Below are 23958 nucleotides of genomic sequence, written 5' to 3'. Positions count from 1 at the left end.
CGGTACGAAGGGCCCCACGCTCCGGCGTGGGGCCCTTCGCCGTTCAGGGGAGGACGACGACCTTCCCGGTCGCCTGGTCGGATTCCAGGTAGGCGTGCGCGTCGGCGAGCTCGCCCAGGCCGAAGGTCCGGTCGAGGTTCGGGCGGTAGGCGCCGGCTTCGACCTGGCCGACGATCTGCTGCAATGCCGCGACGTTGCCGGCGATGTCCTTGCTGTGGAAGGACGTCAGCTTGGTGCCCGACGGGATGGCGGCGATCGGCTCGAACTCGCTCAGCAGCCAGCCGCTGAGCGACCCCGAGACGCAGACGCTGCCGCCGCGTCGTACGAGTTGCAACGAATCGAGCGCCGTCCGGGCGCCGACGAGATCGAGGACGTGGTCCGGTCCGTCCGGCCAGAGACCCCGTACGGCGGCCGCCGCCGAACCACCGTCGTCGAGTAACGCGTGGGTGGTGTGCAGCCCGCTGAGCTTGACCGGCTGGCGAGTGGTCGCCGCGGTCTCGACCCCGAGGGCAGTCGCGATCGACGCGGCCGCCATCCCGACCGACGACGTACCGCCGCGGATGAGGAGGCGATCGCCGGGGGCGACTCCGAGTGCGTCCAGCGAGCCCTGCGCGGTCAGGTAGGTCTCGGGCAGCGCCGCGAGCACCTCCCACGGCAGCGACGTGGCGATCGGCATCAGCAGTTCGTTCGGCAGTACGGCGTACTCCGCGTAGCCGCCGTCGAACGCGCGACCCATCTCGCCCATCACGGCCGCCACCGTCCTCCCCACGGGCAGCCGTGGATCAGTGGACTCCGCCACGACACCGACGCACTCGATCCCGAGGATGCGCGGGAACGTCACGCTCGGCGAGTGTCCTTGGCGGGTCCTGAGCTCGGAGCGGTTCAGGCCCGCACCCTTGACCTCGATCAGGCTCCACCCGGCTCGAACGGCCGGAATTGGGACCTTCCGAATCTCCAGTACCTCCGGCCCACCGGCCCGTACACACACCGCAGCTCGCATCATGCGTCCACTGTGGCCGCTGCCGACCGTGGCCGACCACCGGTAGGATGCCAAGTTATGCCCGATGCCCGCCAAAGTCCCGAGGCATCTCGGCTGTGGCCGTCGGGTGGTGTTCACCTGTGGCGCTCGGGCGGCGTGAGCTCGCTGCACTCCCATCCCCAGGGCCACCTGGTGTACGCCGCCAGCGGCGTACTGTCGGTGCGAACAATCCGCGGTACGTCGGTGGTGCCGGCCAATCGGGTCGCGTGGACACCAGCCGGGTTCCAGCACTCCCATCGGGCGCACAGCTCGACGGACATGCGGATTCTGTTCCTGCCGGTCTCGCTGGCTCGTCGACTATCCGAGCAGCCGGTGGTCTTCACCGCCTCCGCTCTGGCCCGCGAAGTCATCCTCGCGCTCACGAATGAGCACAGCTATGACGCCGGTGCCGAGGCCCGCCTCCGACGTGTCCTGGTCGACGAGTTGCGGGACGCCGACGAGCTGCACCTGCACCTGCCCGACCCCGCCGACGACCGGCTGCAGGCCATCGCCAGGCTCCTCGTCGAGGACCCTGCCGAGAACAGGTCGCTGGCCGAGCTCGGGCGCACCATCGGAGCGGGCGCCCGGACTCTCAGCCGGCTGCTCCACGACGAGCTCGGGATGACGTTCTACGAGTGGCGAACACAGCTCCGCATCTGTCATGCGCTCGTCCTGCTGGCCGATGGCCGGACCACGACCGAGGTCGCTCATGCCTGTGGATGGTCCAATCCCAGTGGGTTCATCGAGGCCTTCACCGCGGTGATCGGCACTACTCCCGGCCGCTACCGTGCGGGTGGTGCAGGTGGGGGTGGTGGCTGAGCAGGTGGGCTGCGGTGGTGAGAAGCCAGCAGGTGGTGGTGACGAGGGCTATGGCCGGGCCGGGGCCGGCCCAGGTGTCGCCCAGTGCTTCCAGCTGACCAGCTTGGTAGGCGCCGGCCAGCAACAGCAGCGTGATCACTGCGACGATGCCGGCTGCTGCCTGGGACTTGTGACCTGGTTTGAGGACGAGCAACACAGCAGTGGCGACCAGACCGACCAGCCAGGTGAGGGCCAACTGCGGCTGGGTTTCGACGCCCAGTTGCCAGACAGAGAGTCCGAGTCGGCGGCTGTAGGTCCAGGGGAGAAGCAGCGTGAGTCCGGTGGCGAGTGCTGCGAGCAGTCCGGCTCGGGCGAACCAGCGGTGCTCGGCGATGTCCAGTTGCCGCTCGGCAGCGGCCAGCCGCCTCGGCAGCTCTTCATCCGGGAAGTCACTCATCGGGTGGTCTCCAAGCGGACCAGGTCATTGCCCAGTTGGAAGTACAGCGCCTGGCCGATCACGGTGACCTGTTCAGCCGCCTGTGGCACACCCTGCTCCGGACCGGCGAGCACGGTGACCCGGCCGGCGTCCATCCGCAGCAGGTGCAGAGCGTCGTACCCCCAGAGCTTGCCGTCGGGCCCGGTGAACCAGGTCCCGGGTGCATCGCTGAGCGGCTGTAGCTCACCGTTGACCACAACCCGTCGTACGCCGTTCGGTCCGTAGAGGTCCAGCTTGCGGTGGACCGTGGTCCGGCCGCGCACTAGATGTACGGCGCGGTCGGGATCCGCAAGGGTCCACCACACTCCGCCTTGGCCGTCGGGCGCCCAACTGTGGGCGGCCAGCGGTAGCCGGATGCGCACGAGCTTCCCGGCGGCATCGAGTCCGAGTTGCGTGCTCACGCCCGGCGCACCTTGGTGCGGATCCACGGTCTCGACCGGAGGGAGCACCGTCGCGCGGAAGGTCGTCGTACCGCGGAGTGTTTTGCGTCGGTCGCAGCGGGGTTCCGGTTCCGGCGCGGGCGGGTACGTCGATGCCGCGCTCGCCGCATCCGGGATCTGCAGGATCTGGCTGCCACCTCCCGGTGAGGTGCCCAGCAGCACCGAGCCGTCCGGTCGTGCCTCGATACTGCTGATGCCATCCGCTCCACCAGGCAACTTGCGCAGTACGCCGTCCGGGGTGATCACCGACGTCGGTGCACCTCCGCCCAGCCACACATTGCCTCGTACGTCGATCGCGAACGCATCCACCGTGAGGGACGAGCTGGCGGCATCCCTGCTCAACAGGCAGCCGGCCGGAGCGACTCCGGTCAGCTGCTGAGGCGGTCCGCCTCGACGGGCCATGGCGAGACCGGTGTCGCTTGTCCGCCAGGCCGTCGTACCGTCTGGGCCGCTGGACACCGCATTGCCCGGTGCGCCGGCTCCCGGGTGACCTCGAAGTCCTGCAACCGCATGCCCGGCCGGAGCTGGTTGGCCGGGATCTGCCAGGTGGTAGAGCCACCCCACACGACAATCGACCGGTCTGCGTTCCGATGGCTGAGGGCTGGTCCGAGACCCGACGCCAAGACCTCCACGCCTGGCGTCACGTAGTACTGCCCGTCCGGGTCTTTGTGGCTGAGGCTGATGTCCGCCTGAGCGAGGTCGAGCGGGACCGACAGGATCGCCCAGGGCTTCCCGCGTGCTCCACCGGCCAGCAACACCAGGTGGTTGTCGCTGACACCCCACAGCGCCGGTGCGGTGGCGCCGTGGTTGAGCGTCACCTCCGGCAGCGCCACACCATCGTCGTACGCGAAGACTGTTGAGCTCTCCGAACCTGTCCGGCCCAGCAGCCACTGGCCGGGCGAACCGTCCAGGGTGCTCGCGAACGAGTCGAGTGGGTCAGAGGTGCCGATGGCGACTCGCATCCCGAGTCGGTCGACCAGTTGGCCGCTATCCAGGTCCAGCATTCGGTGCGGCACGCCTACCGTCGGCTCCGGCGTGTACGTCGTACCTGTCGCGGACGGAGTCAGCAGTCCGGCGACTGCGCCGATGCTGCCGAGCCAAACGAGCGGGCGACCGCCAATCAGCCCTACAGCGATCAGAAGGACCGCAAGCACCAGTGCGGTCCATGCTCCGATTCCTGGGTGATAGCCGACGCCGTTCGGCAGTGTGGGCGGTAGCCAGAGCAGGTGTGCGGCCAGCCCGGCGACAGTGGCAGACCCACAGCCGACGCCCGCGAGGCGGCGTACGAGTCCGCGCGTGGCCAGCATAGCGACGGCGAGCGCGCAGATGATCAGCGCCCAGACCCGAGCCGACGGGATCTCCCACAGCTGGACTCGGACCAGCCCGGCGTCCGCGAGACCGACCGCGACCGGGTCCCGGAGTTCACGCCAGGGCAGAACAGTTGAAACCACGATCAGTACGGCGAGCGTCCCGGTCGTGAACGGCATCAGCCGGGTCCGGATCGGGGCCCAACTCTCGACCCGATCGAGCATTTGGACAAAGAGTGCCCGCAATTCGGACTGATTGAGCGGCTCAGCGGACGGATCCGGCAAGTCGTCCTGAAGTGTTCGCCGAGGTGTCATCGGGCGCCGGATCAACTGGGTTGCCCAGTAGCCCGCGACTGCAGTGGCCAGCGTTCCGCAGGCCAGGGTTCCGATCACAGCCGGTGAGAAAGAGCAGCTTGGCCGGCCCTGCTGGACGAATCCGGTCCAGGCCGCCATGGTGACCGCGGCGACCACCGCCGTACCCCATCCGCGGACGTGCCGTCGCACGTCGAAACTCTCGGCAGACAAGCGATCCGCGAGGATCAGCAGCACGATCGCGACCGGCAGTGCGAGGGCCGCGGACCGGCCGCCGACCGGTTGGGTGGTGGCTCGCCAGAGGTAACAGCCTGTGCCTGCCGGGCCTGGCAACAGGACCGCGAACACCGCGCCGGCGGCGAGACACGCAAGCGCGAGACCGGGTTTGCCGGTACGCCGTATCGTCCTACGATGCGTGAGCAGTTCGGTACGGATCAGTGCTGCTGCCGCCTGCGATTCGGTGGGGAGATCGCGCAGCGGCATGAAAAAGAAGTTACCTGGCACCCCCGTACCGCGTTGTAACCCTGTGACCACGTTGATGGGACCCGGACTGTCGGAAAGGGGGCCGAGGATGGAATCATCTCGTCGCATGGACGCGCCGCGTCTGCCCCTGACTCAGGAACCGGTCGTCGACACCGGTTCCTTTGGTGTGCGGCAAGCGGGCGGCGTGCTCGAGCGCGCCCAGCGGATCGCCGACACCCTGCGCGAGCAGGCGGAGTACGAGAACGACCTGGCCCGCGAGGAGGCCGAGCGCGTCCGGACCGAGACCGAGCAGCTCCGGGCGTCGGCCGAGGCGGCGGCGCAGAAGCTCCGCGCTGACGCGAACTCGTCGGCGCAACGGCTCCTCAACGACGCCGAGCGCGCAGCCGAGCAGCTGCGGACGGAGTCCGAGGCCGAGGCCGAGCGCGTCCGGTCCGAGGCCGAGGAGACCGCCGAGCGGCTCCGGTCCGAGTCCACCGCGGAAGCCGAGCGGGTACGCCGGGAGGCGGCCGAGGCGGCTGAGAAGCTCCGGGTCGAGTCGACGACCGAGGCGGAGCGCGTCCGGTCCGAGGCGACAGCGCAAGCCGAGCGGATGACCGCGGAAGCCGAGCGCGCCGCGGAAGAGCTGCGAGCCGCCGTCGCGGAGGAAGTCGCCAAGCGGCGCAACGACTCCGAGTCGTTCGCGGAGCAGTTGCGAACCGAGAGCCAGGCCACCGCTGACCAGCTGCGAGCCGACTCGCAGGCAGCGGCCGACCGCCGGATCCAAGGCGCCGAGGACGAAGCCGCCCGAGTCACCCATGAGGCGGAGACCGAGGCCGCCCGGCTCAAGCAAGAGTCCGAGTCCGCGGCCGCCCAGCTGAAGGAAAGCTCGGAAGCCGAAGCTGCCCGGGTCAGGCACGAGTCCGAAGCCGCCGCTGCCCGGCTGAAGGAGAGCTCCGAAGCCGAGGCCGCCCGGGTCACCCACGAGGCGGAGACCGAAGCTGCCCGCCTGAAGGAGACCTCGGAAGCTGAGGCGGCTCGGGTCACGCGTGAGGCGGAGACCGCGGCTGCTCGGGTTACGGCCGAGGCTGAAGCCGCGGCTGCTGAGCTGAAGGAACGTTCCGAAGCCGAAGCCGCTCGGGTCACGCAGGAGGCGGAGACCGAGGCTGCGCGGGTCAAGCGTGAAGCGGAGGCCGCGGCTGCCCAGCTCAAGGGGAGTTCTGAGGCTGAGGCCGCCCGGATCCAGCAAGAAGCCGAGGCTGAAGCTGCTCGGGTCAAGCAGGAGGCTGAGTCCGCGGCCGCCCAGCTGAAGGCGAGCTCCGAGGCCGAGGCGACTCGGATCAAGGACGAGGCCGACGAACTCCTCGTCGCCGCCCGCGAAGCTCGGGAAGCGGCCGAGCTGATGGTCGACCGCGCCGGTCGCGAGGCACAGCAGCTGGTGGCCGATGCCGGCGAGCAAGCCGCGCTGGTCTCGCAGGCCGCCGTACAGAACGAGGCGGAGCTGATCGCCCGCTCGCAGACCGAGGCCGCCGAGCTGCGGGCCGCGGTCGAGCTCGAGGTCGAGGCTGCCCGGGAGAAATCGCGGTCTGAGATCGCCGCCGCCCACGCCGAGATCGAGCGGCTGCGCGGCGAGAACCGCGCCGAGCTGGAGCGCCGTACGGCGGAGCTCGAGGAGACCGAGCGGGCCAAACTGGCCGCGATCTCATTGGAGGTCGACAAGCTCCGGGCCGAGGCGGTCGCCGAGCTGGCCGAGCGCAAGGCCGAGGCCGAGCTGTCCAACGAGCGGCTGATGGCCGACGCGCGAGCGCAGGCGAAGCTGGTCGTCGACTCGATCGAGGCCGACCGGCGGAACGCGGCCGCCGAGGCGCAGCGGATCGTCGACGAGGCGAACAAGGCGGCCGAGACGGCGCTGGCCGAGGCCGAGAAGCAGACGCAGTGGAGCCGGAAGACCGTCGACGAGCTGATCGCCACCGCCGAGGCCGAGGCGCAGACGATCCGCGAGCAGGCGGCGGCCCAGGCGAACGAGCTGCTGCTCAGCAAGCGGGCGCATCTGCGCCGCGTGGTCAGCCGTTCGACCAGCCGGCTCAAGCAGACCCAGGAAGCGATCGCCAAGGAGAACGCCGAGCTGACCGCGCTCGCGGAGAGCACCTTGGAGTCGTCGTCCGCGCAGGCCGAGGCGACCTTGTCCGCGGCCCGGCTGGAGGCCGAGAAGGTCACCGCCCAGGCGCAGTCGCGGGCCGATCGGGTGAAGGCCGCGGCCGAGCTGGAGGCGAAGGAGATCGTCGACCGGGCGGTCCGCCGGGAGACCGAGGCCCAGTCCAGCACCCAGGTGCTGCGCGAGCGCGCGGCCAAGGATCTCGCCGACGCCCAGCGCCAGTCGCACGAGCTGATTCGCAAGTCCCGCGCCGAGGCTCAGCAGCTCGAGGCGCAGGCCCGGGAGCACGCGGACGAACTGCGCGCCCAAGCCCGTAAACTTCTCGCCGATGCCGAGGCGAGGGTCGCGGCACTGAATCAGCGCCGCGACGAGATCACCAAGGAGCTCACCCAGCTTTCGGGTGTGATCGAGGCACTCGCTGTACCAGGGTTCCGCCCAGGTGGTGGAATGTCTTCCAGTGAGGGTTCCACGGGGGAATCAGGATGAGGACGTGACAGTCAGATCCTTGTCAGTGACAATGTGTGATCCACCCACCCATCGAAGTGAGTATCGGAAAACATGAGCAGTGAAAGCCCAACCCCGTTCCGTACCGTTCTGCGTGGCTACGAGCCCGCTCAGGTGGACCAGCACATCCGTGAGCTGACCACCTCGCTGACGGCCCTGCAGCAGCAGTCGGAGCAGCTCCAGCGCCACGTCCAGGAGCTGCAGCAGCGCACCGACGCCGCGGAATCGGCCGTCATCTCCGCCCAGGAGGACAACAAGGACCGTGCCCCGACGTTCACCGAGTTCGGTGAGCGGGTCGCGAAGATCCTGTCGCTGGCCGACGACGAGGCCCGTGACCTGGTGACCCGTGCGCGCACCGATGCCGAGGCGATCGTCGCCGACGCCGAGGCGCACGCGAAGAAGGTCCGCAAGGAGGCCGAGCAGTACTCCCTGGACTGGAAGAGCGAGGTGGACGCGGAGGCTGCTCGCATCCTCGAGGAGGCCCGGACCCAGGCCGACGACATGCGCGACGAGGCCGAGCGCGACGCGACCGCCCGCCGGTCCGAGGCGCAGGCCCTGTACGAGCAGGAGCGGGCCAAGTCCGCCCAGGCCGCGGCTGCCTTCGAGACCACGCTGGCCGAGCGCCGGGGCAAGGTCGAGCAGGAGTTCGCCGCCCGGACGGCGCTGGCCGAGCAGCAGCTCGCCGCCGTCACCGACCGCGCCGCCCAGGTGCAGCGCGAGGCGGACCGGGCCCGGTCCGAGGCGGAGCGCCTGGCCCAGCAGCAGCTGGCCGACGCGAACCGTCAGGCCCAGGAGATCGTCGCCGCCGCGAAGGACAAGTCCGAGCGGATCCGCGCCGAGTCCGAGCGTGAGCTCGCTGCCGCGACCCAGCGCCGGGACAGCATCAACGCGCAGCTGACCAACGTCCGCCAGATGCTGGCGACGCTGTCCGGCACTCCGGCGCTGCCGCTCGACCTGCTGGCCGAGGACGACGCCGAAGCCAGCACCAGCAGCAAGAAGAACTGACGCACGACCTAGCAGGGGCCGGTCCTTCGGGACCGGCCTCTTCTGCATTGTCGAAAAGCCGTCGGCGGGTTCGTAGCAGGGGTGAGGCAAAGCCACACCAACCTGCTGAGGAGCACCTGAAATGACCGCGAGCTACACCTTCGACGTTTTCTCCACCCTCGACGGCTTCGGCGCCCACACCGGCGACTGGGGCGGTTACTTCGGCAAGCAAGGCCCCGAGTTCCTGGCGCACCGCTCCGCTCAGTACGCCGAGAAGCAGCGAATGGTTTTCGGAGCGACGACGTACCTGACGAACGCGGAGATGCTGGCCGACCCGAGCATCGTCGAGGCCTGTGACCCCTGGGTCGGGCAGATGCGCGATCTGCCGGCCACCGTGGTGTCGTCGACACTGCAGGGTCCGCTGGACTGGCCGGACGCCACCATCGCCACCGACGGTGCGATCGCCGCGGTCACTCGGCTCAAGGAAGAGTCCGACGTGCCGTTGCGCTCACACGGCAGCTTGGCGCTGAACCGGTCACTGCTGGCCGCTGGACTGGTGGACCGCGTCCAGGTAACGGTCTTTCCGGCCATCGCCGGACAGACCGGGGTCGCTCCGATCTTCGCGGGCGTGGCTGACCTGGACCTCGAGCTGATCGAGAGCCGGACGCTGGACGGCAGCACTCTGGAGCTCATCTCCCGGCCCACCCTGCACGGCTAGGCCGGTAGCCGGTACCTGTTGCGCGGTAGTGGCTCCACGAGACCGTCGGCGACCAGACCGTCCAGGGCGCGCTCCCGCTGGGCCTGGTCCTGCCAGCAGGCGTCGAGAGCCTTCTTCGGTACGGCGCCCTGCTCGGCGCGCAGCACCGCGAGCAGCCGGCCGCGCACCTGGCGGTCGGTGCCTTCGTAGGTCTGGCCCTTGCGCGGCGGACCCTCGTACGGCGGACTCCCGGCCAGCACCCACGCGCACTGGCTGCGGATCGGGCAGTCGCCGCATCTCGGCGTACGAGCTGTGCAGATCAAAGCGCCGAGCTCCATCGAGGCAACTGCCCAGCGGGCGGCTGTGGGGACGTCGCTGGGGAGAGCTGTGACGGCCAGCCGCTGGTCGGCCGCAGTGGGGGAGATGGTCGGCTGTGCGACGCCGGTGAGAGCTCTGGCGAGCACTCGCCGGACATTGGTGTCGACAACGGCGTGGCGCTGCCCGAACGCGAACGAGGCGATCGCAGCGGCGGTGTAGGTGCCTACGCCGGGCAGAGCGAGCAGTGCGGCGTGGTCGTCCGGCACCTCACCACCATGGCGCTCCACAATCGCCTGTGCTGCCGCGTGCAGGCGCAGTGCGCGCCGGGGGTAGCCCAGACGGTCCCACGCCCGTACAGCCTCGCCTGGCGGCTCTGCGGCCAGGTCTGCCGGTGTGGGCCACCGCTCCAACCACCTCTGGTACGCCGGGAGCACGCGGGCGACCGGTGTCTGCTGCAACATGAACTCGCTGACCATGACTGCCCACGGACTCGCACTGGGGTCCCGCCACGGCAGTGTGCGCGCGTTGGCGTCGTACCACTGCAGAACCGGGGTGTGAAGAGCGGCAGCTGCAGATGCGAGCGGCGAGCCTGACTGGTCGAGCACAGAGCCGATATTAGGGTGCGAGCATGAGCAGCCTGCTCCATCCGGTCGGGCACCTGCCCGCCAGCGTCTACTGGTTCCGACGTGGACTCGTGCTGTTCGTGCTGGTGCTGCTGTTCATTCTGATCGCTCAACTGTTCCCGGGCGGCGACGACCCGAAGAAGTCGGCAGCTGTCGACGATCCTCAGAAGTCGCAGACTCCGCTGCCGTCGGGCAAACCGTCGAAAACACCGACGCCCACCCCGAAGCCGAGCGACAAGCCGACCGACAAGCCCTCCAAGACGCCGCCGCCTCAGGACGTGAAGTGCACCGCGGGGAACGTCAAGGTGGAGGTGGCTCCGGCCGTCCGCCGGATCGCCTCCGGCGCCGCGCTGAACTTCGCGGTCCGGCTGACCGCGGTCTCCGACGAGTGCAAGGCGACCGTCGACGCGGACGCGCTGACCGTCTCGATCACCTCCGGCAACGACCTGATCTGGACCACAAGCCATTGTGGGCAAGCGATTCCGAAGGCGACGCTGGTTGTTGCCAAGGGCAAAGACGCGGTCACCCCGGTGGCCTGGACCGGGCATCGGTCCGGCCCCGGCTGCCTGCCTGGACAGCCGGTGGCCAAACCGGGGACTTACGTGGTCAAGGCCGAGTTCTCCGGCCGGGAATCAACCGCGCAAGCCTTCACGATCACCTGACGCCGCCGCGGCCGCCGGCTGCCGACGTACGGGCGTGGCGAAGAGCAGGGCTGCGACCAGACCGATCAGCAGGACGGCGGCCGGCAGCATCAGCGAATCTGCCATCGCATCGCTGAAGCCCTGATGAAGGGCCTCCGGCAACTTCCCACCCGCCGCCGACCCCTCGCCGCCCGGCGCACCGCCGCCCATCGCGGGCAGGTAGTGCGCCAGCCGCGACTCCATCAGTACGGCGATGCCCGCGCTGCCGAGGACCGCGCCGACCTGCCGGGTCGTGTTGTAGACGCCGGCTCCCGCACCGGCCTGGTGCATCGGCAAGTTCCGGGTGGCGGTGCTGCCGAGCGGCGCCCACATGAAGCCGTTCGCGACACCCATCAATGCCATCGGCAACAACAACTGCCAGATCGGCAGGTCGGGGGAGATGATCTGGCTCAGCCAGTACAGCGCTCCTACCTCGCAGGCCAGCCCGAACCCGGCGATGAACCGCGGTGGCGTCGTGTCGACCAGGCGGCCGACGAACGGCGCCAGCGCGCCGGAGATGATCGCCATCGGCGCCAGCAGCAGTGCCGCCTTGGTCGGGCTCAAACCGCGAACCGCCTGCGCGTACAGCATCAGCGGGAACGCCATCGCGGTCACTGCGAAGCCGACCGTGGTGATGGAGAGGTTGGCCAGCGAGAAGTTGCGGTCCCGGAAAAGGGCCAAGGGCAACAAAGGTTCGTTGCGGTTACGGGACTGCCAGAACGCGAACGCACCCAGCAGGACCAGGCCGGCGATGATCAGCGACCAGACCGAGATCGGGCCGGTGATCTGTCCCCAGTCGTACTTCTGGCCTTCCTGGATGCCGAACACCAGCAGGAACAGGCCGATCGTGCTCAGCGCGACACCGAGCAGATCGAACTTGTGCTCGTGGGTCGGCAGGTCCGGAACCAGCCGCATCGCCAGCACGAACCCGATCACGCCGACCGGCACGTTGACGAAGAAGATCCACTGCCAGCCCAGGCCGTCGACCAGCACGCCACCGAGGATCGGGCCGACCAGGACGGCCACACCGGCGGTCGCGCCCCACAGGCTCATCGCCTTGCCGCGCTGGTCCGGCGGGAAGATCCGGGTGATCACCGCCATCGTCTGCGGCGTGACCATCGAAGCGCCCAGCCCCTGGACGACGCGGGCCACGATCAGCATCGCGATCGACGACGTGAGTCCGCACCACAACGAGGCGAGCGTGAACACGGTCAGACCGGTCAGGTACATCTTCTTCGGGCCGATCCGGTCGCCGAGACGACCGGTCACCAGCAGCGGGACGGCGTACGCGAGCAGGTAGGCGCTCGTCACCCAGATCACGTTGCCGACGTCGGTGCCGAAGTCGTTCAGGATCGCCGGGGTCGCGACCGACACGATCGTCGAGTCGACCAGGATCATGAAGAACCCGACCACCAGCGCCCACAGCGCCGGCCACGGCCTCACTTCTTGTCGCGCGGTTGCCATTCCAAGTCCTTGCTCTCGATCCGGTCGGTGAAGGTGGTGAGCCACTCCCGCTCCGTGGCGAGCTGGTGGCGTATGTAGCTGCCGCCGATCCAGAACACCTCCGGAACACCCTTCTGGCGCGCGGCTTCCAGTGATGCGTCCAGTTCGGCCAGCAGCTCCTCGATCTGCGCGATCCGGCGGCGCACCCGCAGTACGGCGTCGTCGGCCTCGAGGTTGTGTGCCTCGCTGAGCACAACGGGGAACAGTGGGAACTCGTAGGTGAAGGTCTCGATGGCGGTCTCGACGCGCTCGGTCAGCGCGGCGCTGCCCTCGGGGGTGATCTCGTACGTCGTCCGCTCCGGCCGGTTGCCGGCCCGCTCGGTGCCGGTCGCGCGGAGGTAGTTCTGACCGGCCAGCCGTTCGACGGTGTGGTAGAGCGAGCCGGGCCGGACCTTGACCATCCGGTCCTGCTTCCTGCTGATCAGCAGCTGGTACATCTCGTAGGCGTGCATCGGCCGCTCCTCGAGCAGCGCCAGCACCGAGATGGCCAACGGGGTCAGCTCCGCCATGATCCTCCGTCTGGATTGTTCCGTACGAAATGTTCCACCTGGAGTATTACTCGCGCTCGGCCACCAATGCAAGCGGCCCCCCACCTCGACGAGGTAGGGGCCGCTTGGGTGCGAAGCGTCAGACGTAGCGTTCGAGAATGCTGGACTCGGCCAGGCGGGAGAGGCCTTCGCGGACCGTGCGGGCGCGGTTCTCGCCGACGCCTTCGACGGTTTGCAGGTCGTCGATGCTGGCGGCCAGGAGCTTCTGCAGGTGGCCGAAGTGCTCGATCAGGCGGTCGATGACGGCGCCGGGCAAGCGGGGGACCTTGGCGAGCAGGCGGTAGCCGCGCGGGGTGACCGCGGCGTCGAGCTGCTCCGCGCCGCCGAGCTGCAGGGCGCGCGCGACCTGGCCGATGTCGAGCAGGTCGGTGGGGCTGACCGCGTCCAGCTCGAGCAGTACGTCGTCCGCCGTCTTGGCCTTGCGGCCGCTGGCCGGCGGAAGATAATCCCGTACGACGAGCTCACGCTCACCGGCGACACCCGCGACCAGCTCGTTCAGCTGCAGGGTGAGCAGGCGACCGTCGGTGCCGAGCTCGACCACGTAGCCGTCGATCTCGGTGGCGATCCGGCGGACCATCTCGAGCCGCTGCGCGACCGCGGCCACGTCGCGAACCGTCACCAGGTCCTCGATCTCCAGCGCCGACAGCGTGCCGGAGACCTCGTCCAGGCGCAGCTTGTACCGCTCGAGGGTGGCCAGGGCCTGGTTCGCCCGGGACAGGATCGCGCCCGAGTCCTCGAGGACGTAGCGCTGGTCGTCGACGTACAGCGCGATGATGTGCATCGACTGCGACACCGAGATCACCGGGAAGCCGGTCTGCCGGGCGACCCGGTCGGCGGTGCGGTGCCGGGTGCCGGTCTCGTCGGTGTGGATCGAGGGGTCCGGCATCAGGTGCACGGCGGCCCGCATCAGCTTGGTGGCATCGCGGTCGAGCACGATCGCGCCGTCCATCTTGCTGAGTTCGCGCAGGCCGGTCGCGGTGAACTCGACGCCGATCTCGAAGCCACCGGTCGAGATGGAGTCCACGACCTTGTCGTGGCCCAGGACGAGCAGGGCGCCGGTGCGACCGCGCAGGATCCGCTCCAGGCCTTCACGCAGTTCGGTACCGGGTGCCACCGCCGCGAGGGTCGCGCGCATCCGGGCGCCGGTGCTGTTCTTGTCGGTGTTCGGGGCCACGGAAGGTGAGTCTATGCGGTTGTCCGCGGGTCATGGGTGCTAAGTCCCCGCGGACCGCGGTCGCGGGGAGCTCCGGTCGGCTTGACCTTGCACTTGCGCGTGCACGCGCAAGTGCATCTGGACCGTGCAGTACCTGATTCCCGCGTGAACCGGGGTCGGAAGCTGGTGACGCCTGTTGCGTCAGGGGTTGCGGACGACCTGTCCGGCGTAGCTCAGGCCGCCGCCGAATCCGAACAACAGCACCGGCGCGCCGGACGGAATCTCGCGCTTCTCGACCAGCTTCGACCAGGCGATCGGGATACTCGCGGCTGAGGTGTTGCCGGACTCGACCACGTCCTTGGCGACCACCGCGTTGACCGCGCCGAGGCGCTTGGCCAGCGGCTCGATGATCCGCAGGTTCGCCTGGTGCAGGACGACGCCGCCGAGCTCCTCGGGCTTCAGCCCGGCCTTCTCGCAGACCTGCTGGGCGATCTCCGGCAGCTGCGTGGTGGCCCAGCGGAAGACGCTCAGTCCGGCCTGCTGGAACTTGCCGTCGCGTCCTTCGATCCGGACCGCGTCCGACATCTCCGGCACCGAACCCCAGACCACCGGGCCGACCTGCGGCTCGTCGCTGGCGACCAGCACCGCCGCGCCGGCGCCGTCGCCGATCAGCACGCAGGTGGTGCGGTCGGTCCAGTCCGTCCAGTCGCTCAGCTTCTCGACGCCGATCACGATCGCCTTCGTCGCCGCCCCGGCGCGGATGGCCTGGTCGGCGGTCGCGAGCGCGTACGCGAACCCGGAGCACGCGGTGTTGATGTCGAGGGCGGCCGGGTTGCCGAGACCGAGCCGGGCGGCGACGCGGGCCGCGATGTTCGGTGACCGGTCGATCGCCGTACAGGTCGCGACCACGACGTAGTCGATCTCGGCGCTGTCTATCCCCGCGTTGGCCAGCGCCTTGGCGGCGGCCCGCCAGGCCATCTCGTCGACCGACTCGTCCGGCGCTGCGATCCGGCGCTCCTTGATCCCGACGCGGCTCTGGATCCACTCGTCGTTGGTCTCGACCATGGTCGCCAGTTCGGCGTTGGTCAGCACCCGCTCGGGCTGGTAGTGGCCGAGCGCGACAACTCTGGATCCGGTCATCTGGTGTGCTCCTGCGGTCATCCGGCGTACGCCGGGCGGGGCGCGGGGCTCGTCGATGAACCCCGCCTGCGGGCTACCCCAGAGTACGTTCCCCCGTCACGGTCACGGCATCCCGCGTCTCACGCCTCGCGCCCAGGTGTGGCCAGGAACACAGCCCCCGCAGCCACCCGCCCCGCACGGTGGCTTCACTCGCACCCTCATCGGGGGGCAGCCCGATCGCCGACTGTGCGGACCGTGTCGCCAGCAACCGTTTGCCGGCGACACGGAAGCCACACTCGGCGGCAACTCACCCCACTCGCCACGGTGGCTTCAGTGGCCGTGGCGCAACGAGCAGTCCATCTCGAATGTGGCGAGTGTGCCGTCGGTAATCGATGGAGAACAGCACACAGGCCACAATCGAGTGGAGACTCATCGCACTCGGCACGGTGGCTTCGGTCGCGCTGACAGCAGGTGGAAGGTGGTGGGCCAAGCGCGTGCGGCTGGGCTCACCCACGCGACGGTGGGTGAGCCCAGCAAAAGGGGGGAACCTCGGGGGTCAGGTGAGGCCGGCGGCGAGCAGGGCCGAGGGGAGGTCGGGGGCGGCGAAGGTGCGCAGGCCGTACTTGGCCTGGATGTCCATCGGCTTCAGGTCTTTGCTGCGGTTGGGGACGTCGGCGGGGATGATCGCCTTGGTGAAGCCGAGGCGGGCGGCTTCGGCGAGGCGCTTCTCGAGGCCGCCGACGCGGCGGACCTCGCCGGCCAGGCCGACCTCGCCGATCGCGACCAGGCCGGGGTGGATCGGGCGATCCATCACCGAGGAGGCGACCGCGATCGCCACAGCCAGGTCGGCGACCGGTTCGGTGATCTTCACGCCGCCGACGGTCGCGACGTACACCTCCTGGTCGTGCAGCTTCAGGCCCGCGCGGTTGCCGAGGACCGCGAGCACCATCGCGACGCGCTGCGATTCCAGACCAGACGTCGTACGGCGGGGTTGGGGTGCGGCGGACGGGCCGACCAGCGCCTGGACCTCGGCGAGCAGTGGGCGGCGACCCTCCATCATCACGGTCACGCAGGTACCGGCGACCGGCTCGGCGTGCTCGGAGACGAACAGACCGGTTGGGTCGGTGACCTCGACGATGCCGGTGTCGACCATGTCGAAGCAGCCGACCTCGTCGGATGGGCCGAAGCGATTCTTGGTGGCGCGCACCATCCGGAAGCCGGAGTGCCGGTCACCGTCGAACGCGAGCACGACGTCGACCAAGTGCTCCAGCATCCGCGGACCGGCGATCGCACCTTCCTTGGTGACGTGGCCGACCAGGACAACCGCGATGTGCCGCTCCTTCGCGAGCCGCACGAGCGCGCCGGTGACCTCGCGGACCTGCGTGACTCCGCCAGGCGCTCCATCGACATCCGGATGCGCCATCGTCTGCACCGAGTCGATCACCAGGAACGCCGGCTCGACTGCGTCCACCTGACCGACGACCGCACCGAGGTCGGTCTCGGCCGCCAGGTACAACTCGTCGACCAGCGCATCGGTACGGCCGGCCCGCAACCGCACCTGAGCTGCCGATTCTTCACCGGACACATACAGCGTGCGTTGCCCACTGCGCGCGGACTGCGCCGCCACCTCCAGCAACAGCGTCGACTTGCCGACGCCGGGCTCACCGGCCAGCAGAATCACCGCGCCCGGAACGACCCCACCACCGAGCACCCGGTCGAGCTCGCCGATCCCGGTCGGTCGCGACTCCGCCTCGATAGCGGACACCTTGGCGATCGGCATCGCCGGCGACGTCACCGGCCCGGCCGAGATCCGGGCCGACTTCGCCGCCCCGACCTCCTGCACCGTCCCCCAAGCCTGGCACTCGCCGCACCGCCCGATCCAGCGCGCCGAGGTCCACCCGCACTCCGCACACGCGAACGCGGACTTCCCCTTAGCCGTAACAACCTTCGCCATACCCGCCAACCTAGCTGGCACGTCGGACAAAACCGCAGAACCTCAGTGCGAGCGACGATCGCGGAGCCAACTGCGGAACCGGGCCGGCCAGGGCAGGTGCGGGGCCGGGTCCGGGCTCGGCGGTGCGGACGAGGCGTCCCCGACTTCCTTCAGGTACCTCGTCAGCAACGGGCTGTCCGACGCTCGGAGTCCGGCGCTGTCCGCGAGATACTCGGCCGCCTTCTGCAGGTTGCCGGCGACGGCCTGCGCCGAGCCGAGGTGCTGGAGACAACGGGCCTGGGCCTCCCGATCGTCGATGTCCGCGTTGAGTTGCGCCGCATGCTTCCACCAACCCTCGGCTTCGCGCGGATTCCGCCGCATCCACGCGGCCACGCCGATCAGTTCGGACGCGTGCGCCTCGCCGCTGACATCGCCGGCGGCCGTGGCCCGGCCGATGGCCGCGTGCAGATGGTCCACCGCACCTTCGGCGTCGTGGCGGTACAACTGAACCACTGCGAGGTTGACGAGAATCGTGATTTCGGCCGCCAGGTCCGGTCCGGGCCGTCGCATCCGCGCGTCGTCCAGCCGGTTCCGGGCGTTCTCCAAGGCTTCGTCGCGATCGCTGCCCGCGGATGTCCCGGCTGCCCGGTGCAGACTCGACAGCGCCCGCTCCACCTGCCGGCGCGTCGTCATCGCGGCGGCCGTGCGGCCGCTGGTCGCCAACTCGCTCGAGATCCCGAGCCACAAGGTGGCCGACCGCAGATCGCCCGTCATCCGGTACGCCGTCGCCGCCCGGGCCGCCGCGAGTTCTTTCAGGTCGTTCCGTCCGCATCCCTCACCGACCGTCCTGAGGAACTCACTCAGCTCCAGCAGTGCTTCCGGATCGGCCTGGCGGACGTACCAGAGCTCGAGCGCATCGCAGATCCGGGCCAGGTCGTCAGCGTTCTCCGGTCCCGGCTTGCTGGACCGAAGCACCACTCGCAGCCGATCCGCGTTCATCGCGTACCACTCGGCCGCGTCCATGCCGCCGCTCTTCGACCCGAGCGCGACCATCCACTGTTCGGCCTCCTCTGCTGCCGGGTGAAATTTCGACGTGGTGACCACTCGCCCGCGACGGGCCCGGCGGATCGCGTTCAGCACGGTCGGCGCGTTGTAGACGATCGCGATGACGCCGAGAACCGCAGTCAGCGCGATCCCGATCCGCTGGATCCAGCCGCCGCTGTCGAGGCTCTGCGTCAGCAGCTCCGATGCGAGCCCGGACAGCAGACCAGTGGCGAGTGCACCGATCGCAAACCCCAGCCGACGCCCCAAGGACGCCTGCTCAGGCTTCTGCTCGGCGTCCGTCACGGCTTGCTCCCAGTGGTCAGACCGCGCACGACTGTCGACCAGAACGTCAGCAACAGCACCACCGGCACCACAGATGCGACGACGGCGGCTGCTGCGACTGTCCCGCTCGACGCCGCGAACTGACGAGCCTCACCCCACAACACCAGTGACAACGGCGTCGTACCTGGACCACTGATCAGGAAGCCGACGATGAAGTCGTTCCACACCATCGAAAACTCCAGCACCGCAACGGCGATGAGTGCCGGCCGATACGTCCGCTGAACCGTCGCCAGTACGGCGCTCTGCCGCGCAGAGCCCTGTAGTGCCTCAGAGACCAGCGCCGGCGGTGCGGCCGCGAACGCGGACCGCAACAACAACACAGCGAACGGCAGACCGGCAGCCGCATGCACCAGAGCCAAGGCGACCCGCGACCCGGCGAGCCCCGCGGCCCCGATCGCGTCGCGCAGGGGAGCGGCGTACATCTGCACAGGCGTCACAGCGAGGACGACGAACACCGACATCACCACACGCCCCAACCAGGTCGGCAAGCCGCCCCATGCCACCAAGTAGGCAGTCGGTACGGCGATTGCCAGCAGGACCGCCGTGGCCGCGGCGGCAATGAGCGCGGTGGACAGCAGGGCGCGGAGCAGGCCCGCGTTCGCGGCATCGGCGAACGACGAGAACCCGAGACCGGACGGCGACCACCAGCCCCGCAGCCCGGCCGCTCGCTGCGAATGGAGCGCGGTAGCGACCAGCACCACGGCCGGAAAGATCCAGACCAGGCTGACGACGAGGCCGGCGGTCCACCCGATGCGCCGCGCTCTCCTGCTGGGCTTCGGCCGGCCCAAGGCCGGGTCCTGGCGGCTCACCGGTACCGGCATCGCCCAGCGCCGACGCCGTAGCCCGCGGACTCCGATCAGCCCAACGGCGGCCACGATCGCGAACAACACGACGCCGAGTGCCGCCGTACGCCCGGAGGGGTCGCCGCTCGTGGTGGCACGCCACCAGTTCAGGCCGAGGACGTCGGCGGACTGCTGCATCGGCCCCGGGACGGCGATCAGCACCAGGTCGAAGATGCGGACCGCCGCGACCACCACCGTCAGTGTGACGACCCCGGTGATCGGCCGGAGCAGTGGGATCTCCAAGGCCCACAGGCGGCGCCATCCGGTCACACCTTCCGCCGCGATCGTCCGGGTGACGTCGTCGGGGATCGCGTCCAGGCCGGCGCGGAACAGCGAGACGACGTACCCGAGCCAGGTCCAGCCGAACGCGGACACCAGCACCAGCCAGAACAGGCCGGGCCCGAGCCAAACCGGACTCGATCCGAACAGTGCGGACCACACCGCGGTCACAGTCCCGCGTTCCGGCGCCGGATCGAAGAGCAGCCGGAATGTCACGCCGGACACCAGGACCGACACGGCGAACGGGACCACCAACGCCGGCTGCAGGAAGGGTGTCAGTCCGGGGAGTCGATAGCTCACCAGTGCAAGGAAGAATCCGACGACGACGAGCCCGAAGGCGACCAGCACCCAGAGGAGGCTGTTGCGCACCGCATGCAGTGCCGCCGGATCGCCCATCACTGCGAAGTTGCCGAAGCCGAAGCCGTCCGATGTGCGGAACGCTGTCACCACGGTGACACCGATCGGAATCAGCAGCACGCAGCTGAGCAGTAGGGCCGGTAGACCCAGAAGATACGGGCCGGCCGGTCGCCGGGGGCGGCCGGGAACCGGGCGCCCGCTGACCTCGCGGCCGACGACCTCGAGCGTCAGGCCGTTCGTCTCCAGGTCCATCAGCCTTCGACCTCCCGCATCTCGTCGACAGCCGCGTCCACCGCTTCGGGCAGGACAGCGGGGCCGCGACCGCCGACCTTGACGAGGAAGTTCGTCAGTACGCGCCGCAGCCCGTTGGTGTCGCCGAGCCGGCCGAGCCGATCGGACAGGTCGAACTGCAGCAGTTCGCCAGGAGAGGCCAGCTGTTCCGCGAGCCGCGTGAGCTCAGGGGAGTAGCCCTTGAGCCGTACGTCGGTCAGGAATCCGCCCTCCTTGATCCAGGGGTCCACGGCGGCGGGTGCGGCCAACCGCCGGACGAGGTCGCGGGCGTCGTCGCCGGCGGGCTTCCGCAGCACCATCACGTCGGCGCCGACCACCACTGGTGCAGGTGCGCCCGGGGCGAGGGGCGGGAAGGTGAAGAGCCCGACGTCCTTCGGATCCGCCGCGAACTGACGCACCACCGGCTCGGCGAAGTCGGATGCCAGGACCATGGCGGCTCTGCGGTGACCGAACACCTCGATGATCGCGTCCGGGAACTGCTGTACGAGCGAACGCTGCACTCCGCCCGCGAGACCGCCAGGAGCCGACCACATCGTCCCTAGCAACCGCAGAGCCGCAGCGAACTGCGGCTGTCGCGACGGACGTGGAGCGGCGGCTTTCGCAAGCCCTGCATAGACAGCGGGAGCAATGCCCAACAGCACGTTCTCGAAGAAGTCGGTGGGCACCCAGCCGTCCCCGGCAGCCAGCGACAGCGGCCTGATACCGGCCTGTGCCAGGGTCCGGTTGACCGTCAGCCAGTCCGACCAGGACGCAGGTGGTTGGAGGCCGGCCGCCCGGAAGACCGACGGTCGGTACCAAATCGCAGACTTGTGCGCTGTCTTGAACGGAATGCCGTACGTCGTCCCGCCGTGCACCAGGAGCTCGTCCCAGAGCGCGGACCGCCTGGCGAGGTCGGCCGGCATCGGCTCCAGATCGCGCAGGTGACGTGGGACCAGACCGGGCTGCGGCAGCATCACCAGATCCGGGGGACGCGTGCTGCGAGCGCCGAACGCGCTGGAGATGTCGTCACCGAGTGGCACGACGTCGACGGTGTAGTCGAGGTCGCCGAGACTGTCGAGCACTCGGTGGAACGCCCGGAGTTCTTGCCCGCCCCAGCTCACGGCGACCCGCACGCTGCGGCGCAGGCCCAGCACATCACCCGAGCAGCCCGCGACCAGCAAGGATGCAGCGGCGCCGAGGACCGCTCTGCGACTACTCCTCATAGCGAAAGCCCGCTGTGCGCGCAGCGCTGGTCGTGATCAGCAGGATTGCGCTGGAGCGGAGATCCGGGTTGCTGCTGATCGCCAGCAGCGATCCCCAGGTCGGCAAGCCGTTCGCGTCCTCCAGCAGGAGCACGCGGGGGTGGGCGGCGAGCGCACGAGCCACACCGGCCAGTCTGCGACGACCGGGGGTCAATTGGTGTGGGTAGCGGTCCAGCAGGTTCTCGACGCCGCAGTTGGTCGCCCTGGTGTGGCTTTGTTGCCGAGCCTCTCTCGTGGTGAGTCGGCCGGCCGCCTTGTGCCCGTGCACGATGTTGCCCAGCACTGTCAGATGCGGCAACAGTCCGCCCTCGGCCGGCACCAGCCGCACCAGTCGCTTCGGCCCACCCGCTCGGACGACGACGCCCGCAGGCGGATCCTCTGCCCCGGTGACGAGGTCGGCGAGCCGGCGCCGGTCCGCAGCCGACGGCACCACGACCGCTCGCTGCTCGCCGATGTCGACTTGAAGCTGCTCCGGCAGCCCTGGCACATGTTCGAGCAGCAGACCGTCCATGTCGTTACTGGCGCCTCCCGAGCTCGTCCCCCAACCCTTCTGCAGCGATCGGCGATCCCGCAACTCCAACGGGGGTGTCGGTTCAGAACCGGTTCAGTAGGTCCTGCTCCAGAGGTTGATCGCGTAGTCGACCTCGACACCCGAGTGCTCGGCGATGAAGCGGTCGGCGTCCGCGGGGGTGAACTCGATGCGGATGACGGACTCGAGGTCGGCGCGGGTCTCGAAGCGCCAGCCCATGTCGAGTGACGTGCGTTGCCAGCCGTGCTTCGCCCAGAAGCGCTCGACCTCGGGAGCCTTGATCATCGGGTACGCCGAACTGAACCAGCGACCGAACGTCGACCGGCTGCCGTCGTTGTCGATGACGAAGGCGGTTCCGCCGCGGCGCATGACGCGATCGAGTTCGGCCAGCCCAGGTTCGCAGCCCGGTCCGAAGAAGTAGGCCCAGCGGGCGTGCATGACGTCGATGGAGGCGTCCGGCACGGGAAGGCGCTGCGCGGTGCCCTGGCGGACCTCGACGTTCGGGAGATCACGAGTACGGCGACGCGCGGCCTCGGCCAGCCCGGCATGCGGTTCGACGCCGATCACCCGGGCCGCGGTTGCGGCGAAGCGCGGGAGGTGGAAGCCGGTTCCGCAGCCGATGTCGAGCACGGTGGAGCCGGCCCAGTCCCGGATCGCGCGCATGGCCGGCTCGATGACGCCGTCCGGGTCGACGGCCCGGTTCTCGATCTCGTAGACCTTCGGGTGGTGCCAGATGTTGGGACTCGGGATCCCACCTTCCGCGATGCTCACGCGGTAGAGCCTATGGACTGCTTGGTCGTGGCAGCGAGCAGGGCGGCCGGGATCAGCAGCAGCCCACACAGTACGGCGAGCCAGTGGAACCCGAAGTGCGCCAGCACCGGACCGGCCGCCGTACCGGAGAGCGAAGCTAGCGCGCCCATCGTGAGGTCGGAGAGTCCTTGAGCTGACGTGCGGATGTCGTCCGGGACCGACCGCGACAGCAGAGCGGAACCAGCCACCAAACAGGCGGACCAGCCGAGCCCCAGCAAGACGAGTGCGGTCGCGGTGAGCCAGTGGGCGCTGTCCGCCGCTAGAGCGGCCACGGTCATCGCCATGGCGAGAATGGCCAGCCCGATGCCGATGGTGGGGATGCGGCCGAGCCGGTCGGCCAGCCAGCCCATCACCGGCGACAGTGCGTACATCCCTGCGACGTGTCCGCTGATCACAAAGCCGACGATCGTGAGCGATGCGCCATGGTGCTGCAGGTGCACCGAGGTCATCGACATCACGCCGACCATCACCGCATGCGCCGTGGCGATCGCCAGCAACCCCAGCCGGGCGTGGGGGATCGCCATGACGTGCCGGAGTGTCAGCAGCAGCGGCTGGCGCTCGATCAAAGCGGTCTGCGGTCGGGGCAGCCGGCGGAGTCCGAACCAGATCGTCACCAGACTCAGCGCCAGTGCGACCACCGAGAACACATAGGGACCGGCCAGCGGCAGGATGCCGAGAGAGTCACCGACAGCGCCACCTGCGCCGGTCAGGTTCGGTCCGATGACCACGCCGATCGTGGTGGCCCACACGACCAGCGACAGCGCCCGTGCGACGCGTGCCGGGTCCGCTGCGTCAGTAGCGGCGTACCGGGACTGCAGGTTGGCGGCAGAGCCGCTACCGAACATGCACCCGGCCAGCAGCAACAGAGCAAGCGAGTCGATCTGCGCAGCGACGATGCTGAGCACCGCACCGGCCGTGGCGATCACATAGCCGGTCGCCAGCGAGAGCCGGCGCCCCCTGGACCGCGCAAGCCGAGCCAACGGTACGGCGAGCACCGCGCCACCCAGCGTGGTCGACGTGGCGACGAGACCGGCCATCGACGTCGAACCGGAGATGCGCTCGGCCAGCAGCCCGGAGACGGCGAACCCGCTCGCCACCGCCACTCCACCGAGCACGTTGCTCACCATCAGGGTCCGGACGGTCGTTCGCTGCAGGTCGGCGGTCACCGAGTCACTG

At 69.4% G+C, this 23958-nt stretch carries 21 protein-coding genes; 5 read left to right on the top strand and 16 right to left on the bottom strand.

Annotated elements, in window-relative coordinates:
* Positions 1-43 precede the first annotated feature (43 nt).
* On the bottom strand, positions 44-1003 hold the full coding sequence (locus ABZS29_RS06890; RefSeq protein ID WP_355459245.1) for a zinc-binding dehydrogenase: 960 nt from the start codon (positions 1001-1003) through the stop codon (positions 44-46).
* A 54-nt stretch (positions 1004-1057) separates the two neighbouring features.
* Between ABZS29_RS06890 and ABZS29_RS06885 the strand changes: the two genes are divergently transcribed.
* Positions 1058-1837: a helix-turn-helix transcriptional regulator gene (locus ABZS29_RS06885; RefSeq protein ID WP_355459243.1), complete on the top strand. Its 780-nt coding sequence runs from the start codon at positions 1058-1060 to the stop codon at positions 1835-1837.
* Here the strand turns inward: ABZS29_RS06885 and ABZS29_RS06880 are convergent.
* Genes ABZS29_RS06880 through ABZS29_RS06870 form a run of 3 tightly spaced genes read right to left on the bottom strand, consistent with a single transcriptional unit; the run spans position 1788 to position 4854 of the window.
* Positions 1788-2273 (bottom strand): hypothetical protein, encoded by a 486-nt coding sequence (locus ABZS29_RS06880; protein ID WP_355459241.1) that lies wholly within the window; start codon positions 2271-2273, stop codon positions 1788-1790. The genes ABZS29_RS06885 and ABZS29_RS06880 overlap by 50 nt on opposite strands.
* Entirely contained in the window at positions 2270-3154 is an 885-nt protein-coding gene (locus tag ABZS29_RS06875) for a hypothetical protein (RefSeq protein ID WP_355459239.1), read from the bottom strand. Before ABZS29_RS06875 ends, ABZS29_RS06880 begins: the two co-directional genes overlap by 4 nt.
* Positions 3121-4854, bottom strand: coding sequence for a hypothetical protein (locus ABZS29_RS06870; RefSeq protein WP_355459237.1), 1734 nt, complete (start codon positions 4852-4854; stop codon positions 3121-3123). Before ABZS29_RS06870 ends, ABZS29_RS06875 begins: the two co-directional genes overlap by 34 nt.
* Before the next feature lie 106 nt (positions 4855-4960).
* Between ABZS29_RS06870 and ABZS29_RS06865 the strand changes: the two genes are divergently transcribed.
* From ABZS29_RS06865 to ABZS29_RS06855, 3 genes are all read left to right on the top strand, one after another.
* Complete coding sequence (locus tag ABZS29_RS06865; protein WP_355459236.1) at positions 4961-7471, top strand: kinetoplast-associated-like protein; 2511 nt, start codon at positions 4961-4963, stop codon at positions 7469-7471.
* A gap of 72 nt (positions 7472-7543) precedes the next feature.
* Entirely contained in the window at positions 7544-8494 is a 951-nt protein-coding gene (locus ABZS29_RS06860) for a DivIVA domain-containing protein (RefSeq protein WP_355459234.1), read from the top strand.
* 121 nt (positions 8495-8615) lie between these two features.
* On the top strand, positions 8616-9191 hold the full coding sequence (locus ABZS29_RS06855) for a dihydrofolate reductase family protein (RefSeq protein ID WP_355459232.1): 576 nt from the start codon (positions 8616-8618) through the stop codon (positions 9189-9191).
* On the opposite strand, the gene ABZS29_RS06850 is transcribed toward ABZS29_RS06855, so the two are convergent.
* The gene (locus ABZS29_RS06850; protein WP_355459230.1) at positions 9188-10093 is read right to left on the bottom strand and encodes an A/G-specific adenine glycosylase; all 906 of its coding nucleotides are present in this window, start codon (positions 10091-10093) and stop codon (positions 9188-9190) included. The genes ABZS29_RS06855 and ABZS29_RS06850 overlap by 4 nt on opposite strands.
* Positions 10094-10116: 23 nt before the next feature.
* Between ABZS29_RS06850 and ABZS29_RS06845 the strand changes: the two genes are divergently transcribed.
* Positions 10117-10773, top strand: a complete 657-nt coding sequence (locus tag ABZS29_RS06845; protein ID WP_355459228.1) for a hypothetical protein — start codon at positions 10117-10119, stop codon at positions 10771-10773.
* On the opposite strand, the gene ABZS29_RS06840 is transcribed toward ABZS29_RS06845, so the two are convergent.
* From ABZS29_RS06840 to ABZS29_RS06790, 11 genes are all read right to left on the bottom strand, one after another.
* A complete protein-coding gene (locus ABZS29_RS06840) occupies positions 10744-12255 on the bottom strand; it encodes a DHA2 family efflux MFS transporter permease subunit (protein ID WP_355459227.1) in 1512 nt (503 codons plus the stop codon). The two genes, ABZS29_RS06845 and ABZS29_RS06840, sit on opposite strands and share 30 nt — an antisense overlap.
* Positions 12231-12803 carry a PadR family transcriptional regulator gene (locus ABZS29_RS06835; RefSeq protein WP_355459225.1) on the bottom strand — a complete coding sequence of 191 codons (573 nt, stop codon included), beginning with the start codon at positions 12801-12803 and terminating at the stop codon, positions 12231-12233. The genes ABZS29_RS06840 and ABZS29_RS06835 overlap by 25 nt, the downstream gene beginning before the upstream one ends.
* 118 nt (positions 12804-12921) lie before the next feature.
* Entirely contained in the window at positions 12922-14016 is a 1095-nt protein-coding gene (disA, locus tag ABZS29_RS06830; RefSeq protein ID WP_355459223.1) for a DNA integrity scanning diadenylate cyclase DisA, read from the bottom strand.
* A gap of 180 nt (positions 14017-14196) precedes the next feature.
* On the bottom strand, positions 14197-15135 hold the full coding sequence (locus tag ABZS29_RS06825; RefSeq protein ID WP_355459221.1) for a beta-ketoacyl-ACP synthase III: 939 nt from the start codon (positions 15133-15135) through the stop codon (positions 14197-14199).
* Positions 15136-15670: 535 nt separating this feature from the next.
* Positions 15671-17068: a DNA repair protein RadA gene (radA, locus tag ABZS29_RS06820; RefSeq protein ID WP_355459219.1), complete on the bottom strand. Its 1398-nt coding sequence runs from the start codon at positions 17066-17068 to the stop codon at positions 15671-15673.
* Between the two features lie 42 nt (positions 17069-17110).
* Positions 17111-18394, bottom strand: a complete 1284-nt coding sequence (locus ABZS29_RS06815; protein ID WP_355459217.1) for a hypothetical protein — start codon at positions 18392-18394, stop codon at positions 17111-17113.
* Positions 18391-20163: a sugar ABC transporter permease gene (locus tag ABZS29_RS06810; RefSeq protein ID WP_355459216.1), complete on the bottom strand. Its 1773-nt coding sequence runs from the start codon at positions 20161-20163 to the stop codon at positions 18391-18393. Before ABZS29_RS06810 ends, ABZS29_RS06815 begins: the two co-directional genes overlap by 4 nt.
* Positions 20163-21404, bottom strand: coding sequence for an ABC transporter substrate-binding protein (locus ABZS29_RS06805; RefSeq protein ID WP_355459215.1), 1242 nt, complete (start codon positions 21402-21404; stop codon positions 20163-20165). The genes ABZS29_RS06810 and ABZS29_RS06805 overlap by 1 nt, the downstream gene beginning before the upstream one ends.
* Positions 21394-21954: an ATP-binding cassette domain-containing protein gene (locus ABZS29_RS06800; RefSeq protein WP_355459213.1), complete on the bottom strand. Its 561-nt coding sequence runs from the start codon at positions 21952-21954 to the stop codon at positions 21394-21396. The genes ABZS29_RS06805 and ABZS29_RS06800 overlap by 11 nt, the downstream gene beginning before the upstream one ends.
* A 93-nt stretch (positions 21955-22047) precedes the next feature.
* Positions 22048-22743, bottom strand: a complete 696-nt coding sequence (locus ABZS29_RS06795; RefSeq protein ID WP_355459212.1) for a class I SAM-dependent methyltransferase — start codon at positions 22741-22743, stop codon at positions 22048-22050.
* On the bottom strand, positions 22740-23948 hold the full coding sequence (locus tag ABZS29_RS06790) for an MFS transporter (RefSeq protein WP_355459210.1): 1209 nt from the start codon (positions 23946-23948) through the stop codon (positions 22740-22742). Before ABZS29_RS06790 ends, ABZS29_RS06795 begins: the two co-directional genes overlap by 4 nt.
* Positions 23949-23958 lie beyond the last annotated feature (10 nt).

It is taken from the genome of Kribbella sp. NPDC005582, assembly GCF_040605415.1.
Lineage (GTDB): Bacteria > Actinomycetota > Actinomycetes > Propionibacteriales > Kribbellaceae > Kribbella.
The sequence above is the reverse complement of the archived record's forward strand: the minus strand, read 5'-3'. Positions and strand labels throughout refer to the sequence as shown.

Excerpts from the sequence above, each read along its gene's own strand:
- ABZS29_RS06875 (WP_355459239.1), bottom strand. The coding sequence starts at position 3,154 with ATGGCCCGTCGAGGCGGACCGCCTCAGCAGCTGACCGGAGTCGCTCCG.
- ABZS29_RS06880 (WP_355459241.1), bottom strand. The coding sequence starts at position 2,273 with ATGAGTGACTTCCCGGATGAAGAGCTGCCGAGGCGGCTGGCCGCTGCC.
- ABZS29_RS06825 (WP_355459221.1), bottom strand. The coding sequence starts at position 15,135 with ATGACCGGATCCAGAGTTGTCGCGCTCGGCCACTACCAGCCCGAGCGG.
- ABZS29_RS06845 (WP_355459228.1), top strand. The coding sequence starts at position 10,117 with ATGAGCAGCCTGCTCCATCCGGTCGGGCACCTGCCCGCCAGCGTCTAC.
- ABZS29_RS06800 (WP_355459213.1), bottom strand. The coding sequence starts at position 21,954 with ATGGACGGTCTGCTGCTCGAACATGTGCCAGGGCTGCCGGAGCAGCTT.
- ABZS29_RS06870 (WP_355459237.1), bottom strand. The coding sequence starts at position 4,854 with ATGCCGCTGCGCGATCTCCCCACCGAATCGCAGGCGGCAGCAGCACTG.
- ABZS29_RS06865 (WP_355459236.1), top strand. The coding sequence starts at position 4,961 with ATGGACGCGCCGCGTCTGCCCCTGACTCAGGAACCGGTCGTCGACACC.
- ABZS29_RS06885 (WP_355459243.1), top strand. The coding sequence starts at position 1,058 with ATGCCCGATGCCCGCCAAAGTCCCGAGGCATCTCGGCTGTGGCCGTCG.
- ABZS29_RS06840 (WP_355459227.1), bottom strand. The coding sequence starts at position 12,255 with ATGGCAACCGCGCGACAAGAAGTGAGGCCGTGGCCGGCGCTGTGGGCG.
- ABZS29_RS06855 (WP_355459232.1), top strand. The coding sequence starts at position 8,616 with ATGACCGCGAGCTACACCTTCGACGTTTTCTCCACCCTCGACGGCTTC.
- ABZS29_RS06860 (WP_355459234.1), top strand. The coding sequence starts at position 7,544 with ATGAGCAGTGAAAGCCCAACCCCGTTCCGTACCGTTCTGCGTGGCTAC.
- ABZS29_RS06810 (WP_355459216.1), bottom strand. The coding sequence starts at position 20,163 with ATGGACCTGGAGACGAACGGCCTGACGCTCGAGGTCGTCGGCCGCGAG.
- ABZS29_RS06890 (WP_355459245.1), bottom strand. The coding sequence starts at position 1,003 with ATGATGCGAGCTGCGGTGTGTGTACGGGCCGGTGGGCCGGAGGTACTG.
- ABZS29_RS06835 (WP_355459225.1), bottom strand. The coding sequence starts at position 12,803 with ATGGCGGAGCTGACCCCGTTGGCCATCTCGGTGCTGGCGCTGCTCGAG.
- radA (WP_355459219.1), bottom strand. The coding sequence starts at position 17,068 with ATGGCGAAGGTTGTTACGGCTAAGGGGAAGTCCGCGTTCGCGTGTGCG.
- ABZS29_RS06805 (WP_355459215.1), bottom strand. The coding sequence starts at position 21,404 with ATGAGGAGTAGTCGCAGAGCGGTCCTCGGCGCCGCTGCATCCTTGCTG.